The following is a 16,070-nucleotide window of genomic DNA, read 5'->3' as shown; positions in this document are numbered from 1 at the left end:
AACCAAGCGCTCGCTTGGGACATTACCACGGGCCGTGTTTCCTAGGCGAGGGCTGTGAGCAGCCCCATCGTCAGCGCGGTGCGCTCGGGAATGTGCTCGATCAGCACGTGCTCGTGCCGCGCGTGCGCGCCGTCGCCGACCGCGCCCATGCCGTCGAGCACCGGCCGCCCCAGCGCGGAGATGAAGTTGCCGTCGCTGGCCCCGCCGACCGCCGTCTGCTCCAGCACCCAGCCGAACCCGGCCGCGACCGCCCACGCCTGCTCGAACAGGTGCTGCGAGTGCGGATTGGGCGTCATGGGCGGCCGGTTCCAGCCGCCGGTGACCTTGACCGACACCCGCGGGTCCGAGGCGCGCAGGCCGGCGAACACCTCGTCGATGCGCGCCATCTCCGGCGCCCGCGCGACCCGGACGTCGATGCCGCAGGTGGCGCGGCCCGCCGCGACGTTGCGCCCGGTGCCGCCGCTGATCAGCCCGACGTTCAGCGTGGTGCCGAGCTCCCGCGCGCCGGCTCCGGCGAGCTGGGTGACGAGCTCGGCCAGCGCGTGAATGGCGCTCGCGCCCGAGTCGGGGTCGAGCCCGGCGTGCGCCTCAACGCCGGTGACCGTCACCTCGAACAGCCCGACGCCCTTGCGCGCCGTCTTGAGCACGCCGTCCAGCGACGCCTCGAAGACCAGACTCGCCAGCGCGTCCGCGCTGGCGGCCTCGATGTGCCGTCGGGAGAACAGGCTGCCGATCTCCTCGTCGCCGTTGAACAGGTACTTCACGCTCGGGTGCGGCAGGCCGAGCTCGCGCAGCCCGCGCAGCGCCCAGATCGCCTGCACGAGCCCGGTCTTCATGTCGAACACGCCCGGCCCGGTGATCTTGCCGTCCAGCGCGGTGAACGGCCACTCCGCGAGCGTCCCGGTCGGCCAGACGGTGTCGTAATGGCTGAGCATGAGCACGGTGCCGGGCGCGGTGCCCTGGTAGGTCAGCTCCAGGACGTCGCCGTACTGGCCGCCGTCGTGCACGACCGCCTGGTCCGGCACGCCGAGCCGCTCCTCCACCAGGGCCCGGACGGCGGCGAGCCCTTGGGTGAGCATGGCCTTGTCGTAGCTGTAGGTCTCCAGCTCGACGAGCGTCCTGAGATCGTCGAGCATCGCGGGCAGGGCTTGGCTGGTCCAGCGCGTGATGGGCACGTAAATCCTTTATCCAAGGGAGGAGACCCTGACACGCGAGGTGCGTGTGAGAGTTACCACCCCTGACCTTTACCCGGTCGGCTTTTACGCGGCCGGGGACGACGCGACCGCCGCGGACTCGCGCAGCGGCAGCCGTACCTCGAACCAGGTGTCGCCGGGCGCCGACCGCGCCTTGAGCTCGCCGCCGTGCCGTCCGGCCACGATCCGGTAGGAGATGTCGAGCCCGAGGCCGGTGCCCTGGCCGACGGTCTTCGTGGTGAAGAACGGCTCGAAGATCCGGTCCTTGATCGCGTCCGGCACACCGGGGCCGGTGTCGCCGATCTCGATGATCGCCTCGTCCTCGTCGTGCGCGGTGCGGATGGTCAGCGTGCCCTCTCCGTCCATCGCGTCGAGCGCGTTGTGGATGAGGTTCGTCCACACCTGGTTGAGCTCGCCGGCGTAGGCGGGGATCGGCGGCAGCGTCCGGTCGTAGTCGGTGACCACGGTGATGCCGGGCGGGATCTTGCCGCGGAAGATGGCGATCGTGCTGTCCAGCAGGTCGTGCACGTCACAGACCTGGAACGGCGCGCGGTCCATCTGCGAGTACTGCTTGGCCGAGGCGAGCAGCGAGGTGATCCGCTCGGTCGCCTCGGTCACCTCGCCGAGCATCTGCGAGATCTCGATGGCCTCGGCCAGCCAGTGCAGCGCGGCGCCCGTGTGCTCCTCGCCCACCTTCTTGTGCACCTTCTCCAGGTGCACGCGGCCGAATCCGGCGTTGACCAGCGCCGGTGCCAGCTCCCACGCGTCCTCCACGCCGAGCTCGTCCAGGGCCTCGCCCAGGTCGTCCTCCGCGTCGGAGATCTCCATCGGGGTGCGTGGGGGCAGCTTGCCGACGGCCGCGGTGCAGTTCTCCTGCATCTCGATCAGGGCCCGCAGCCGCTCCGGCGGTATGCCGTCCTCGGCGAGCTGGGCCAGCTGCATGCGGGAGGTCCTGATCAGCTTGCGCAGCTCGCTCACCGCCCGTACGGCCGCCGCCGACGGGTTGTTCAGCTCATGGGTGAGCCCGGCGGTGATCGTGCCGAGCGCGGTCAGCCGCTGGCGCCGGTCGATGACCTCCCGCTGCATGCGGCCGCCCGACATCATGCCGTCGAGCAGGTGCATCGCCATCGGGAACCACTCGGCCACGATGTGCGCGAACTTCCTGGCCGGCAGCAGGAACATCCGGGAGGGCGCGGTGGCCCGCAGGCTGTGCTGGTAGCGGTCCGGTGCCCGGTCGCCGAGATAGGCGCTGGTGGCCCCGCCGTACACGCCCGGCTGGGAGCTCCGCGGCATGGCGACGGTCCCGGCCGTGACCGTCTCCTGGATCATCTGGATCTCGCCCTCGACCAGTACGGCGAAGCACTCCGCCGGGTCGCCCTGCTGGAGGATGATCTCGTCCTGCGCGTAGGACCGCATGGCACCGCTGAGGGCCAGCTTGGTGAGCTGCTCGTCCGTCAGGCGCTCGAACAGGAAGAGCTTGCGGAGTTCGTCGATGTCGATGGTCATTGCTTCTCCAGGTAACGATGCACGAGCGCGACTGCCATCGCGCCTTCACCGACGGCGGAGGCCACCCGCTTGATCGACTCGGCCCGTACGTCACCCGCCGCCAGCACTCCCGGCACGTTCGTCTCCAGGAAGTACGGCTCGCGCCTGAGCGTCCAGTTGCGCGGCCGCTTGCCGCCCTGCACCAGGTCCGGCCCGGTCAGCACGAACCCCTTGGCGTCGCGTTCGATCGTGTCGCCGAGCCAGGAGGTGAAGGGCTCGGCGCCGATGAACACGAACAGCCACTGCGTCTCGACCACCTGCTCCTCGCCCTTCGTGGAGAGCGTGAGGCGCTCCAGGTGCCCGTCGCCGGCGCCGCCGGTGACCTGCGTCTGGTAGTGCACCTCGATGTTCGGGATCGCGGCGATCTGCTCGATGAGGTAGTGCGACATGGACTTCTCCAAACCGTCACCTCTCACCAACAAATGAACCGTGCTCGCAAATCCCGACAGGTAGACCGCCGCCTGACCGGCCGAGTTGGCCGCGCCGACGATGTAGACCTCGCTGTCCTTGCAGGAGGGCGCCTCCGTCAGCGCCGCGCCGTAGAAGACGCCCCTGCCCACCATTTCGTCCAGGCCCGGCGCGTCCAGGCGGCGGTAGGTGACCCCGGTCGCCAGGATCACCGCGTGCGCGGCGATCTCGCCGCCCTCCCTGAACCCGACCACCCTGGCCTGCCCCCGGGGCTCCAGATGGCTGACCTTCTGCGCGCTCAGCAGCTCGGCCCCGAACTTCAGCGCCTGCCTGCGCGCCCGGTCGGTCAGTTGCTGGCCGGACACGCCGTCGGGGAAGCCCAGGTAGTTCTCGATCCTCGAGCTCTGGCCCGCCTGCCCGCCGGAGGCGTGCGCCTCGATCAGCACGGTGTTGAGCCCCTCAGAGGCGCCGTACACCGCCGCGCCCAGCCCGGCGGGGCCGCCGCCGATGACGATCAGGTCGTAGAAGTCGGTGGCCGGCGTGGTCGACAGGCCCACGGCCGCCGCGAGCGAGGCCTGGTCGGGCGACTGCATCGAGACGCCGTCGGCGGTGACCACGAGCGGCAGCCGGCAGTCCGCGCCGACCGCCGCCACGAGCTCGGCGCCCTCCGGGTCCTCGGCCAGCATCCACTGGTACGGCACGTGGCTGCGGGCCAGGAACTCACGCACCTTGTACGACGGCGCCGACCACCGATCGCCCACCACCCGCAGTTCGGCGACCTCGGCGCGATCGGTGCGGTGCCAGGCGTCGAGCTGGCCGTCGATCACCGGATAGAACTTCTCCTCCGGCGGATCCCACGGCTTGAGCAGATAGTGGTCAAGGTCCACCACGTTGATCGCCTGGATGGCGGCGTCGGTGTCCGCGTAGGCGGTCAGGAGCACCCGGCGCGCGTAGGGATACATGTCCATCGCGGCCTCAAGGAACTGCACCCCGTTCATCTGCGGCATCCGGTAGTCGGCCAGGATCGCGGCCACGTCGTCACCGCGCAGCCGCATTTCCTTCACGGCCTCCATGCCCTGGTCCGCGGCCTCCGCCCGGACGATTCTGTACTGCTGGCCGTAGCGGCGTCTCAGGTCACGGGCGACCGCCCGCGATACGCCTGGGTCGTCGTCCACCGTCACGATGACCGGCTTGTCCATGGCCCTGCCTTCCCCACGTTTGTCTCTAAAAGGAAGGATGTCATGTGCTGCCAAGTCAGTAAGCGCTCACTAATAAGATGCGCCCATGAACACGCGCGATCGCATCATCGACGCCGCCCAGCAGGCCATCGACGAGTACGGCCTGTCGGGGGCGACCACGAAACGCATCGCGTCGCAGGCCGGTTGTTCCGAGGCGCTGCTCTACAAGCACTTCCCCGGGAAGGAGGCGCTGCTGCTGGCGGTCCTGCTCGAACGGCTGCCCGCGCTCGCCCCGGCGCTGGCCGCGCTGCGGGAGCGCGCCGGGCAGGGCGACCTGGCGGGCAACCTCACCGAGTTCGCGCTGGCGGCCGTCGACTTCTACGGCCGCGCCGCCGGCATCGCCTCGGGGATGATCTCCGATCCGTCGCTGCTGAGCACGTTCAGGAGCATGCTGGCCAAGGGGGCCACCGGCCCGCACCTGCCGATCGAGGCACTGGCCGAGGTGCTGCGGGCCGAGCAGCGGCTCGGCCGGCTCGACGGCGCGATCGACGCCGGGGCCGCCGCCTCGCTGCTGATGGGCGCCTGCTTCCACCGCGCCCACCTGGCCTTCTTCACCGACCTCGGGCAGCCGGCCGACGCGTGGGCCGCCTCGGTCGTGGCGACCCTGATCAGGCGATGACGTGGCTCTCGCCGCCGTCGACCAGGATCGAGACCCCGTTCACGAACGAGGCCCGATCACTGGCCAGGAACGCCACCACGTCGCCCACCTCCTCGGGCCGCCCGACGCGGCCCACCGGCACCCCGCTGCCCCGCGCGGCCAGGCCCTCGTTGCCGCCCGCGAGCTCGCGTAGCCGCTCGGTGTCGATCGGGCCCGGCAGCACGTTGTTGACCAGCACGCCGTCGCCGCCGACCTCCCGGGCCAGCGACCGCACGATCCCGGCGACGGCCGAGCGGGTCGCGTTCGACAGGGCCAGGCCGTCGATCGCCTCGCGCACCGACCGGCTGGTGATCGTGACGATCCGGCCCCAGCCTCGGGCGCGCATCTCCGGCAGCACGGCGTGCAGCAGGCGTACGGTGCCGAGCAGGTTGCGCTGCACCGCGATGTCCCAGTCGTCCAGGCGGACGTCGACGAACCGGCCCACGGGCGGTCCGCCCGCGTTGGCCACCAGGATGTCCACGGGGCCCAGCACGTCACGCGTCTCGGCGACCACCCGGACGGCGGCGTCGTGCTCCTCCACGTCCGCGAGCACGGCATGCACCACGCCGCCGAACTCCTGCAGCTCGACCACCGCGTCGGCCAGCCGTTCCGGATTGCGCGCGCTGACGCAGACGTTACAGCCCTCCCGCGCCAGGCTTTTGGCCGCGGCGAGCCCGATGCCCGCGCTGCCTCCGGTGACGAGTGCGACCCTGCCCTTGATGCCCAGATCCATGAAGGTGACTATAGGTCGTCAGGCGGTCCGTACCCGTGAGAGCTTGTCCGGATTGAGCAGACCGTACAGGCCATGGATGCGACCGTCGCGGATCTCGATCGCGACGAGCTGCTCGCTGCCCGCGACGCTGGTCAGGATCGCGGGGTGGCCGTTGACCTCGACCAGCTCCGCCTCGCCGAAGGCGTAGCGCGACACCAGCCCGCTGACGAACGCCGCCACCTTCTCGCGGCCGATGATCGGGCGGAGCGCGGCGCGGACCTTGCCGCCGCCGTCGTTCCAGGCCACGACGTCCTCGTGCAGCAGGTCGGTGAGCGCGCCCAGGTCGCCGCCCGAGGCCGCCGCCACGAACTTGAGCAGCAGCTCGGCATGCTGCTCCGAGCTTGGCTGGAACCGGTCACGGCCCTGCTCCAGCCGCTGCGCGGCCCGGTGGTGCAGCTGGCGGGCGTTGGCGACCGAGGCGCCGACGATCTCGGCGATCTGGTCGTACGGCAGCTCGAACGCCTCCCGCAGCACGAACACCGCGCGCTCGGGCGGCGACAGGCGCTCCATCAGGTGCAGCGTGGCGTACGAGACCGTGTCGCGCAGCTCGGCCGTGTCGAGCGGCCCGGCCTCGGCCGTCGCGACCGGCTCGGGCAGCCAGGGGCCGACGTAGCTCTCGCGCTTGACCCTGGCCGAGCGGAGCTGGTCGAGCGCCAGCCTCGACACCACGGTCACCAGGAACGCGCGGGGCTCCCTGATCTCGGCGTGATCCGTGGCCTGCCAGCGCAGCCACGCCTCCTGCACCACGTCTTCCGCGTCCCACATGCTGCCCAGCAGGCGGTAGGCCAGCCCGAGCAGCATGGGGCGGTAGTCCTCGAAGTCCACCACGGCATCATGCCGCGACGTCGAAGAAGGACGGATGCCGGGGCCGCCAGTTGAGCGCGAGCCGGGCGCGGCTGTTGTCCGCGCCGCGCAGCCGGGTCATGTACGCGACGCCGAAGGGGCCGACGGCCAGTCGGGCCAGGAACGCGGGCACCCGCTTGGGCGCCGGAGCGCCCAGCGCGGCGGCGTAGGCGGGCAGCCAGTCGCCCATCCTGATCGGCGCGTCGTCCACCACGTTGAGCGCACCGGTCACGTCCCTGTCCAGCGCCGCGACGATCGCGGTGGCGGCGTCGTGCGCGCCGGTGAACGACAGCACCGAGCCGCCGTCGCCGACGATCGGCATCTTGCCCGCCCTGACCGCCTCGGTGGTGGCGCCGTCCTCGTCGTACGCCGAGCCGGGGCCGGTGAGGTGACCGAAACGGAGCACCAGCCCACCGGCGTCGGCGGTCTGCCGCTCCAGCTCGCGCAGCGCATGGACGACGGGCGCGAACGGCTTGGGCGGGTCCTGCCACAGCGGCGCGTCCTCGTCGGCCGGCCCCGGAGCCGGGTCGTAGGCGTAGGCGAGGCCTTGCGCGATGAACCTGGCGTTCGGGGCCGCGTCGATGAGGTTGCGGGTGCCCTCCACGCGCAGCCGGTTCGTCAGCTCGAACTGCTTGTCGATCCGCTTCGGGTCGATCGTCCGGGGAATCGCGGTCAGCAGGTGGACGATCGCGTCGGGCGCGGTCTCCCGGACGAACCGCCGGGTCGCCTCGCGGTCGAGCGCGTCGGCGTTCTTCGACCGGGACAGTTCGATCGCCTCGTGGCCCACGGCGGCGAGCAGCGGGACGAGCTGACGACCGATGACGCCGGTGGCGCCGGCGACGAGAACTCTCATGATGGCTCCGTTTCTCTCGTCATCAGGACGGGACAAGCCCCTGCGATGTGACAGTCCACGGGTAGAAATGCCGCGACAAGCATGATGAGGTTGGGACGTGGCGAGAAATCTGATTCTTTCGGGAGGCTTGTTCCATGACTTCGAGGCCACGTCGGCGGCACTCGCCGAAGTGCTCGCCGGGGTGGGAGTCGAATCCGAGATCACCGAGGACATCGCGGGCGCGCTGAGCGAGCCGTCGGAGGTCCAGCTCATCACCGTCAACGCGCTGCGCTGGCAGATGGACCTCGACCGCTTCGCCGACCTGCGTGACGAGTGGCGCTTCGAACTGCCCGCCCAGGCCCGCACCACCCTGCTCGACCACCTCGACCGGGGCGGCGGACTGCTCTGCATGCACTCGGCGTCGATCTGCTTCGACGACTGGCAGGGGTGGCCGCGCGTGCTGGGCGGCTGCTGGACCTGGCCCAAGTCCCACCACCCGCCGCTGGGCTGGACCGGGGTACGCGTGCACGGCGGCCACCCGATCGTGGACGGGCTGCGCGACTTCGACCTGGTGGACGAGGTCTACAGCGACCTCGACGTGCTGCCGGACGTGGAACCGCTCGCGTCGTCGGCCACCGGGCAGCCACTGGTGTGGGCGCGGCCGGTGCGGCGGGGGCGGGTCGTGTACGACGCGCTGGGGCACGACGTCAGGTCGTACGAGAACGAGATCCACCGCACGTTACTGCAGCGGTCCGCCCTGTGGCTGTTGAAACGCCCGGTGGCCGTGACCGACTGAGCCGCCCAGGAAACAGCGGATGGTTTGCCGAGGAAGAACCAGTGCCACCACAGGGCGGCGAACCGGGCGTCACAGCGGGCCAGAGCCTCCCCGATGGGCACGCTGTCGAGCACGACCAGCCGCGTGACCGCGTCGGGATGGTCGAGGGCCAGCCGCTGGGCCACGTACGCCCCCCGGTCGTGGCCGACGACGGCGAACCGGTCGTGGCCGAGCGAGCGCATCAGGGCGATCATGTCCCTGGCCATCACCCGCTTGGAGTACGGCTTGTGGTCGGCGGTCGTCGGCGGCTTGGACGAGCGCCCGTACCCCCTGGTGTCGGGGCACACCACGGTGTGGTCGGGGGCGAGCAAGGGGGCCACCCGGTGCCAGGTGGCGTGGGTGCGCGGATGGCCGTGCAGCAGCAGGACGGGTGGTCCGGAGCCGCCGTGCCGGACGAACAGCTCGGCCTCGCCCACATCGACCCGGTCGGCCGCGAAATCATCGAACATCCGCCCGCGCCTACCCGGCCTGATCACTTCCACTCAGCTCTTCGCGGGCGGAGCCGCCGACCCGCCGCGCCGACTCCGACTCGTGCGCCAGGCGGCGGAGGGCGTCGAACGCCCTGCCGTACAGGACCGTGCCCAGCACCAGCGCCTCGACGGCGGCCTCGCGCGGCCCGTCGAACGGCACCGTGTCCATCTCCACGTCGGCTACCAGCTTCTCGGCCGTCCGGGCATAGACCATCAGGTCGGTGGACATGCCGAGCTGTCCCATCCTGACGATGGTCTGGGTGAGCTCGTCCCGCGTGGGGGCCTCGGGGCTGACGTCCCAGCCCAGCTCCGCGATGAGCGTGTCGACCTGGCCGCGAGCCGCGTCCCACTCCTCACCGGGCTCCGGCTCGATGGTGGGACCGAGAGCGTACTGGGCGGTGCCGAGCATGAGATGCACCGAGAGCGACTCGTCGTCCACCGCCTCGATGACCTTCTTGATGGAGGCGACGGGCAGCCGGCCCACCTCGAGCAGCGCCCGGATGAGGCGGAGCCTGCGCAGGTGGGAGTCGTCGTACTCGGCTCTGGTGGCCGCGATCTGCCGGCCCTGGTGCAGCAGTCCCTCGCGGAGGTAGTACTTGATCGTCGCGATCGCCACACCGGACTCGACACTCAGCTCCGAAACACGCATCGCTAGATAATAGCGCTATCCAGACCGCGCGAGATGCCGGGCCGCGTGCACCAGGTCGTCCACGTCGGCCTGACGGTTCCAGAGGAACACCACCTCAAGGGGCGGGACCTCTTCGGCGACGGGGATGAACGTGAGACGTTCCGGCACGGGCAGGCCGCCGCGCACGCAGAGCGTGTAGCCGGCGCCCGACTCGACCAGTGCGACGGCCGCCTCATGGGTGGCGGCCCCGGGCCCGAGGCGAGGATGCAGGCCGAGCCGGACGAACCCCTCAAGGAACCGGCGCGCGCCCGCCACCGCGTCGGACTCCGGCATGACGAGCGGCTCCGTCGCCAGTTCGGCGAGCCGCAGCCGCTCGGAGGAGGCCAGCCGGTGATCGCGGGGGAGCAGCGCGAGTACCGGGGCCCGCTGGACGAGCATGCGGGCCACGCCCCTGGGCAGCGAGCCGGGGGCGTACCCCAGCCCGGCCTGAAGGGTTCCGTCCATGATGGAGATGATCTGCTCGGCCGTGCACATGGGCGCCACCCGCAACCGCGCGCCCTGAACCTGCGACAGGAGCCGGGCCACCACGTCCCCCAGCCCGTCCGCGACCCCCAGGCGGGCCGTCTGCCCCTTGCCCCGGGCGGCGGTCACGGCCCGTTCGAAGGCGTCGACCGCCACCGTGGCCTGGGCCAGGAACACCTCACCCGCCTCGGTGAGCCGCATCCCGCTGGACGAGCGGGTGAACAGCTCCACGCCGATCTCCTTCTCCAGTGCCCTGAGCTGCTCGGACAGGGTGGGCTGGGCGATGTGGAGCACGGCGGAGGCGCGGCGCAGGCTGCCCGCGCGGGCGATGGTGATCGCGTTGCGTACGTGGCGTAGATCCATCGCTCACCTCGAGGTGATGGGGATGGGCTATCGGATGATCGCACCTCCGTATTACAAAACGGACTATCTGCTGTGAAGGGGTTCAGTTGCCGTGGGGTGACGATTTCCGTCGCGGCCTGTCGCCGGGAAGTTCGCGCTGCGGCACGCCGAGCAAGCGCTTGTGTATACCCCGCCGTAGCGTTAGCGTACGGGCGAGCACCACATGCGTCACCCGCCGGGGTGGATCGCGCCCTGCCCCGGCGAGTGACCCGGCATTCCGTGACCACAGACCCGTCCGTCCGTCCGTTCGTCCGTCCGTCCGTCCGTTCGTTCGTTCGTTCGTGAGGGCCTGGCAGGAGGTGGGCATGCAGCCCTTCGCGGGCAGGGCGGCCGTGGCCGGTGTCGGCATGACCGCGCTGACGAGGGAGTCCGGCCGCACCGAGCTGGACCTGGCGGTCGAGGCATGCCGTACGGCGTGCGCCGACGCGGGCATCGCACCCGCCGAGGTGGACGCGGTGCTGAGCTACCACATGAACGACTCGGCCCCCGTGACCCAGGTCGCCCGCGCGCTGCACATCGACCGCCTGGGCTGGCACAACGACATAGCCGGAGGCGGCACTCAGGCGGCCTCGATCCTGGGCGACGCGGCCCTGTTGATCCACGCCGGTTTGGCGCGAAATATCCTGATATACCGAGCCCTTAACGGCCGCTCAGGCAAGCGCATGAACACCGTCTCCACCGGCCCGCAGGAGCGGTTCACCTACGGCATGGCCGGCCCGATCCCGCTCTTCGCCCTGGCCGCGACCCGCTACCTGCACGACACCGGCCTGGGCCCCGAACACCTCCACGCCGTCGTCGCCCAGTCCAGGGACAACGCCAAGACCAACCCCCGGGCGCTGCGCCGCGAGCCGCTGTCGTTCGAGGACTACCTGGCCAGGCCGTATGTCTGCACGCCACTGCGGACCGCCGACTGCTGCCAGGAGACCGACGGCGCGTGCGCGCTGCTGGTCAGCGGCGTGCTCGGCGGCCCGCGCATCCAGGCCGTGGTACGCGGCGGCGGCCCCGGCTGCTCCTCGATGGACCGGGCCCCGGACGTGACCGCGATCTTCTCCGAGTACGTGGCCCCCATGCTGTGGGAGGCGTCCGGCATGCGCCCGTCGGACGTGACGGCGGCACTGCCGTACGACGCGTATTCATGGCTGGTCCCCCGGCAGTTGACGGACTTCGGCCTGGTCCGTCGCGAAGACCTGGGCCCCTACCTCCTGGAACGACGGCACGCCTGGCTCAACCCGCACGGCGGCCTGCTGTCGGAGGGCTACGTACACGGCCTGAACAACGTGGCCCAGGCCGTCCGGGAGGTCCGGGCGGGCCGAGAGGTGGCGTTGGTGACGGGCTTCGGCGGCAGCTATGGCAGCGCGGCACTGCTGGCGGCCTGAACCACCCGGCCCGGCGTCACGAAAGGATGTCCCGCGACACGAAGAGCGGATGGCGCTGCTCGGCCTCTTGCGGGCTGAGGTACGAACGAGCGGCCAGCCAGGCCGCCGCCCCCGCGCCGTCTCCGGCAAAGCTCACCGTTTCCTCCCGTAGAAGCGCCAAGACGGCCTGCCGTACGGGGCCTTCCGCGGTGAGGACGCTACCCGCGAGCACGATGGGCAGGCCGGGCACATGCACCTCCATCACCGTCCTGACCAGCCGGATGGCGGCCTCGTTCACGATCTCCAGCGCCACCGGATCGCCGCCCGCCGCGGCCTCGCTCACAAGAGGCGCCAATTCGGCCAGCGCGAGCGGCGCCTGCCCCTGCACCACGGCCGCCAACCGCCCAACCGGATCGTCAAATGGCCCATCGGATAACAGCTGACAGATAACAAGCTCTGTCAGCCGCCCTCGTCGGGGCTGGACATGACCCGCAGTGGTCGGACTGTGTGCGTGCGGGACGTGGCCGGTGGTGGGCGGGCTTTGAGCATCCCGGACCTGGGCGGCGTCGGTCGGGCTGGGGGAGGGGGCCGCTCCCTCAGAGGCATGGGTGGCGGGACTGAGGGTGTGGACGGCGTCGGTCGGATCGAGGGTGGGCGGGGTCGGGGGGAGCGTGGTGATGGGCGGGTTGCGGGCGGAGGCGTTCAGGGCGCGGATGGTGGCGCGGGCGGCAGCTCGGCCGAGCCAGAATGCTGAACCCTCGTCTCCCAGTTGCCACCCGTAGCCGTCCGCTGCGGCCACCTGGACGTGGTCGGTAATTTTTGCCGCGATCGCCCCCGTGCCCGAGATCAGCACCGTGCCCGATGGCGATGCCGTGCCTGCGGCGAATGCCGTGACGACGTCTCCAAGCGTGCGGATCATGTCCACAGGCAGGTGGATCGCCGGCCCCTGTACGCCATTACCGGCCGGCCCGCCCAACACCCGCTCCACTACGGCCTGACGCATCGCCGCGTTACCCGCCATACCGACGACCACCGCCCTGACCAGCGCTCCACCGCTCGTCAGGACGCCGTCTGCCGACGTCAGCGCCCGCCGTACCGCTGTCGCCAAGTTGGCGCAAGCCGTCGGGAAGCCGAGTGCGACCGCGTTGGCGCCGCCCGCGACCCCATAGCCGACCCGCGTGCCCGCCAGCGTGAAGAGTGCGGCGCGGGACGCGGTGCCGCCCGCGTCGACGCCCAGAACCAGGTCCATGTCAAAAATTATTCCCTAACCTCCTTGACGAGGCCAGGATCTGAGCATAATTTTCACCACGTGGAACTACTAGCCCGGATCAGGACCGAGCAGCACGACATGCCCGAGGCGCTGCGCAAAGTGGCGGACGCGATTCTCGGCGGCCCCGCCGAGGCCGCGCGGCTGACGATCGTCGATCTGGCCGAGCGGAGCGGCACCTCCACCGCCACGATCACCAGATTCTGCCGGGCGCTGGGATTCACCGGGTACGCCGAGTTGCGGGTCGCCATCGCGACCGAGACCGGGCGGGTGGCGCAGCAGACCTGGCAGACCGACATCGGGCAGGAGATCCTGCCCGACGACAGCCTCGAACGGGTGCTGGGCGTCGTCTCCGGCAACGACATCCGGCTGATCCAGGAGACCGGTGACCAGCTCGACCTGGCCGTGGTGGGCAAGGTCGCGCAGGCCGTCGCGCGGGCCGGGAGGGTGCTGCTGTTCGGGGTGTCGAGCAGCGCGGCCGTCGCCAGCGAGATGGAATACCGGTTGCAGCGGATGCGCGTACCCACCTGGGGCAGGTCCGACGCGCACAGCGCGCTGACGGACGCGGCGCTGCTCGGGCAGGGTGACGTGGCCATCGGCATCTCCCACAGCGGCCGGACGCGTGAGGTCATCGAGGTGCTCGCCGAGGCGGGCAGCCACGGCGCGATCACCGTGGCCGTGACCTCGCATCCCAGGTCGCCGCTGGCCGAGGTGGCCGAGCTGGTGCTGACCACGGCCAGCCGCGAGACGACGTTCCGTTCGGATGGGTTCGCGGCGATCCATTCGCAGTTGCTCGTGCTGGACGTGGTGTACGTCTCGGTCGCGCAGAAGACCTACGAACGTACCAAGGAGGCCTTCGACGTGACAGTCAGAGCGGTAGCCGGACATCGACTCCCGGAAGGGGATATATGGCGTTAGATCTTGAGGACTACGTCGCCCGCATCGCCACGCTCGTCCAGGACATTCCGAAAGATCCGGAGATCTCCAGGGCCGCCGCACTGTTCACGGCGGCGATCAGCAAGGGCGGCGTCATCCAGGCGTTCGGCTCGGGCCACTCCGAGGCGGTCGCGATGGAGATCGCCGGACGGGCGGGCGGTCTGGTGCCCACGAACCGGCTCGCACTCAGGGACATCGTCCTGTACGGCGGAGCGCCCCGCGACCAGCTTGACCGCTACGACCTGGAACGCGACCCGGCCGTCGCCCACACCATCCTCGACCACGCCCCCGTCCACGACGACGACCTGTTCGTGATCATCTCCAACTCCGGCGTGAACGGCGTGGTCGTCGAGCTCGCCACCCTCGTCAAGCAGCGCGGTCACGACCTGGTCGCGATCACCTCGCGCGCCCACAGCGACGCGGTCACCTCCCGCCACCCCTCGGGCCGCAAGTTGAGCGACCTCGCCGACGTGGTGCTCGACAACCGGGCACCCTACGGCGACGCGGTGCTTCCGCTGCCCGACGGAGGCGCCACCGGGGCCGTCTCCACCATCACCTCGGCCCTGCTCGCCCAGCTCGTCGTGATCGCGACGGTGGGCAACCTGCTGGCGGCGGGCCAGGTCCCACCGGTCTACCTCTCGGCCAACGTCCCCGAGGGCGACGCCCACAACCTCAAGCTCGAAGCGCTGTACGCGGGCCGCATCCGCCGAGGCGCCTGAGCACGTCCCTGATCACAGAGCACGACAGCACTGTTCGGCATGCAGAAAATTCGGGGGCCGTCGAAACAAGGAGAACCCCGCCATGACGCGGAATGCCGTGAGGATCCTCTTCAGCCTGACCCTCCCCCTCATCCTGGTAGCCCTGGCGCTGACCACCCCGGCCAACGCCCAGCAGGCCGTACGCCTCCAGTACAAGACCAGCTCCCCGGGCGCCACCACCGCCCAGGCCGAGCCCTGGTTCCAGCTCTACAACGACGGCACCACGTCGATCCCGCTCAACCAGGTCAAGATCCGCTACTACCTGACCGGCACGGAGACGTACCGCTTCGCCTGCTCATGGGCAGTGGTGAGCTGTTCGACGGTGACGGGGCAGTTCGTCCGTCAGTCGGGTGCCGACCAGTACCTGGAGGTCGCCTTCACCTCCGGCACGCTCGCGCCCGGCGCGAACACCGGCGACCTGCAGCTCCGCTTCTACCGCGCCGACTGGCAGAACTTCACCCAGAGCGACGACTACTCCTTCGGCTCCCAGACCACCTACGCCAACTGGGACAAGGTGACCGTCTACGTCAACGGCCAGCTCGCCTGGGGCCGGCCGACAGGCAGCGACCCGACGCCCACCCCGACACCGACCGTCACCCCGCCCGGTTCGCAGGGCGTGCTGTTCGACGACTTCAGCTACACCAGCTCGGCCGACCCGCGCCTGTCCCAGCGCGGCTGGACGGTCCGCTCCAACTCCGGCGGCCCCGGCGTGGCCGGTGCCACCTGGTCGCCGTCGGCGATCACGTTCCCCGGCGGCCTGCTCACGCTCGACTCCTCGACCAACGGCACCGCCTCGGGCACCGTCCAGACGGAGCTGTCCACCGCCGCCCGCAAGTTCCGCGAGGGTACGTACGCGGCCAGGGTGCGTTTCAGCGACGCCCCGACGAGCGGCCCGGACGGCGAGCACCTGGTGCAGACGTTCTTCACGATCACCCCGCTCACCTTCAACATGGACCCCGACTACGGCGAGCTGGACTTCGAGTACCTGCCCAACGGCGGCTGGGGCGAGCCGGGCAACATCCTCTACACCACGAGCTGGGAGACCTACCAGGCCGACCCCTGGCAGGCCGTGAACACCCACACCGAGGAGCGGACGAGCTTCAACGGCTGGCACGACCTGGTCATCCAGGTCAGTGGCGGGCGCATCAAGTACTACGTCGACGGGCGGCTGTTCGCCGACCACGGCGACATCTACTACCCCGAGACGCCCATGTGGATCATGTTCAACCAGTGGTTCATCGATCTGCAGGGCGGCACCACCCCGCGTAGCTACCGGCAGCAGGTCGACTGGGTCTACCACAGCAAGAACGAGGTCGTCTCGCCCGCCGACGTGCTCAGCCGGGTCAGCACCTTCCGCACCGCCGGAACCGCCTTCCAGGACACGGTCCCCAGCTCCTGAGAGCACCGCCGATACACACCCCCCACCAGA

At 70.5% G+C, this 16,070-nt stretch carries 15 protein-coding genes and 1 pseudogene; 6 read left to right on the top strand and 10 right to left on the bottom strand.

The window, feature by feature from the left end:
- Nucleotides 1–41: 41 nt before the first annotated feature.
- The 3 genes from AB0B91_RS53050 to AB0B91_RS53040 form a co-directional block, all read right to left on the bottom strand.
- On the bottom strand, nt 42–1,175 hold the full coding sequence (locus tag AB0B91_RS53050) for a M20 family metallopeptidase (protein ID WP_358338683.1): 1,134 nt from the start codon (nt 1,173–1,175) through the stop codon (nt 42–44).
- A gap of 84 nt (nt 1,176–1,259) precedes the next feature.
- A complete protein-coding gene (locus AB0B91_RS53045) occupies nt 1,260–2,699 on the bottom strand; it encodes an ATP-binding protein (RefSeq protein ID WP_358338680.1) in 1,440 nt (479 codons plus the stop codon).
- Nucleotides 2,696–4,345, bottom strand: coding sequence for an FAD-dependent oxidoreductase (locus tag AB0B91_RS53040; protein ID WP_358338678.1), 1,650 nt, complete (start codon nt 4,343–4,345; stop codon nt 2,696–2,698). Before AB0B91_RS53040 ends, AB0B91_RS53045 begins: the two co-directional genes overlap by 4 nt.
- Nucleotides 4,346–4,430: 85 nt before the next feature.
- On the opposite strand from AB0B91_RS53040, the gene AB0B91_RS53035 reads away from it, so the two are divergent.
- A complete protein-coding gene (locus AB0B91_RS53035; RefSeq protein ID WP_358338675.1) occupies nt 4,431–5,003 on the top strand; it encodes a helix-turn-helix domain-containing protein in 573 nt (190 codons plus the stop codon).
- On the opposite strand, the gene AB0B91_RS53030 is transcribed toward AB0B91_RS53035, so the two are convergent.
- Genes AB0B91_RS53030 through AB0B91_RS53020 form a run of 3 tightly spaced genes read right to left on the bottom strand, consistent with a single transcriptional unit; the run spans nt 4,993 to nt 7,489 of the window.
- Entirely contained in the window at nt 4,993–5,754 is a 762-nt protein-coding gene (locus AB0B91_RS53030) for an SDR family oxidoreductase (protein WP_358338672.1), read from the bottom strand. The two genes, AB0B91_RS53035 and AB0B91_RS53030, sit on opposite strands and share 11 nt — an antisense overlap.
- Before the next feature lie 18 nt (nt 5,755–5,772).
- Complete coding sequence (locus AB0B91_RS53025; RefSeq protein ID WP_358338669.1) at nt 5,773–6,618, bottom strand: RNA polymerase sigma-70 factor; 846 nt, start codon at nt 6,616–6,618, stop codon at nt 5,773–5,775.
- A 7-nt stretch (nt 6,619–6,625) separates the two neighbouring features.
- Nucleotides 6,626–7,489: an NAD(P)-dependent oxidoreductase gene (locus tag AB0B91_RS53020; protein ID WP_358338666.1), complete on the bottom strand. Its 864-nt coding sequence runs from the start codon at nt 7,487–7,489 to the stop codon at nt 6,626–6,628.
- Between the two features lie 97 nt (nt 7,490–7,586).
- Here AB0B91_RS53020 and AB0B91_RS53015 point away from each other — a divergent pair, with 97 nt between their 5' ends.
- On the top strand, nt 7,587–8,264 hold the full coding sequence (locus tag AB0B91_RS53015; RefSeq protein ID WP_358338663.1) for a ThuA domain-containing protein: 678 nt from the start codon (nt 7,587–7,589) through the stop codon (nt 8,262–8,264).
- Between the two features lie 14 nt (nt 8,265–8,278).
- On the opposite strand, the pseudogene AB0B91_RS53010 reads toward AB0B91_RS53015, so the two are convergent.
- The 3 genes and pseudogenes from AB0B91_RS53010 to AB0B91_RS53000 all read right to left on the bottom strand — a co-directional run.
- Nucleotides 8,279–8,752 (bottom strand): annotated as a pseudogene (locus AB0B91_RS53010) (alpha/beta hydrolase); the annotation flags it as partial.
- 10 nt (nt 8,753–8,762) lie between these two features.
- Complete coding sequence (locus AB0B91_RS53005; RefSeq protein ID WP_358338660.1) at nt 8,763–9,422, bottom strand: MerR family transcriptional regulator; 660 nt, start codon at nt 9,420–9,422, stop codon at nt 8,763–8,765.
- Between the two features lie 15 nt (nt 9,423–9,437).
- Nucleotides 9,438–10,286, bottom strand: a complete 849-nt coding sequence (locus AB0B91_RS53000; protein WP_358338657.1) for a LysR family transcriptional regulator — start codon at nt 10,284–10,286, stop codon at nt 9,438–9,440.
- Between the two features lie 344 nt (nt 10,287–10,630).
- Between AB0B91_RS53000 and AB0B91_RS52995 the strand changes: the two genes are divergently transcribed.
- The gene (locus AB0B91_RS52995; RefSeq protein WP_358338654.1) at nt 10,631–11,701 is read left to right on the top strand and encodes an acetyl-CoA acetyltransferase; all 1,071 of its coding nucleotides are present in this window, start codon (nt 10,631–10,633) and stop codon (nt 11,699–11,701) included.
- Between the two features lie 16 nt (nt 11,702–11,717).
- Here AB0B91_RS52995 and AB0B91_RS52990 read toward each other — a convergent pair whose 3' ends face one another.
- Nucleotides 11,718–12,929 (bottom strand): BadF/BadG/BcrA/BcrD ATPase family protein, encoded by a 1,212-nt coding sequence (locus tag AB0B91_RS52990; RefSeq protein ID WP_358338651.1) that lies wholly within the window; start codon nt 12,927–12,929, stop codon nt 11,718–11,720.
- 60 nt (nt 12,930–12,989) lie between these two features.
- On the opposite strand from AB0B91_RS52990, the gene AB0B91_RS52985 reads away from it, so the two are divergent.
- The 3 genes from AB0B91_RS52985 to AB0B91_RS52975 all read left to right on the top strand — a co-directional run bounded on the left by AB0B91_RS52985 (nt 12,990) and on the right by AB0B91_RS52975 (nt 16,040).
- Complete coding sequence (locus AB0B91_RS52985) at nt 12,990–13,865, top strand: MurR/RpiR family transcriptional regulator (RefSeq protein WP_358338648.1); 876 nt, start codon at nt 12,990–12,992, stop codon at nt 13,863–13,865.
- Entirely contained in the window at nt 13,856–14,602 is a 747-nt protein-coding gene (locus AB0B91_RS52980; RefSeq protein ID WP_358338645.1) for an SIS domain-containing protein, read from the top strand. Before AB0B91_RS52985 ends, AB0B91_RS52980 begins: the two co-directional genes overlap by 10 nt.
- Before the next feature lie 82 nt (nt 14,603–14,684).
- Complete coding sequence (locus AB0B91_RS52975) at nt 14,685–16,040, top strand: cellulose binding domain-containing protein (protein WP_358338642.1); 1,356 nt, start codon at nt 14,685–14,687, stop codon at nt 16,038–16,040.
- Nucleotides 16,041–16,070 lie beyond the last annotated feature (30 nt).

Origin of the sequence: Nonomuraea sp. NPDC049141 (assembly GCF_040648415.1) — a bacterium.
Classification (GTDB): domain Bacteria; phylum Actinomycetota; class Actinomycetes; order Streptosporangiales; family Streptosporangiaceae; genus Nonomuraea.
Note: the sequence above shows the minus strand (reverse complement) of the source record. Positions and strands in the feature narration are given on the sequence as shown.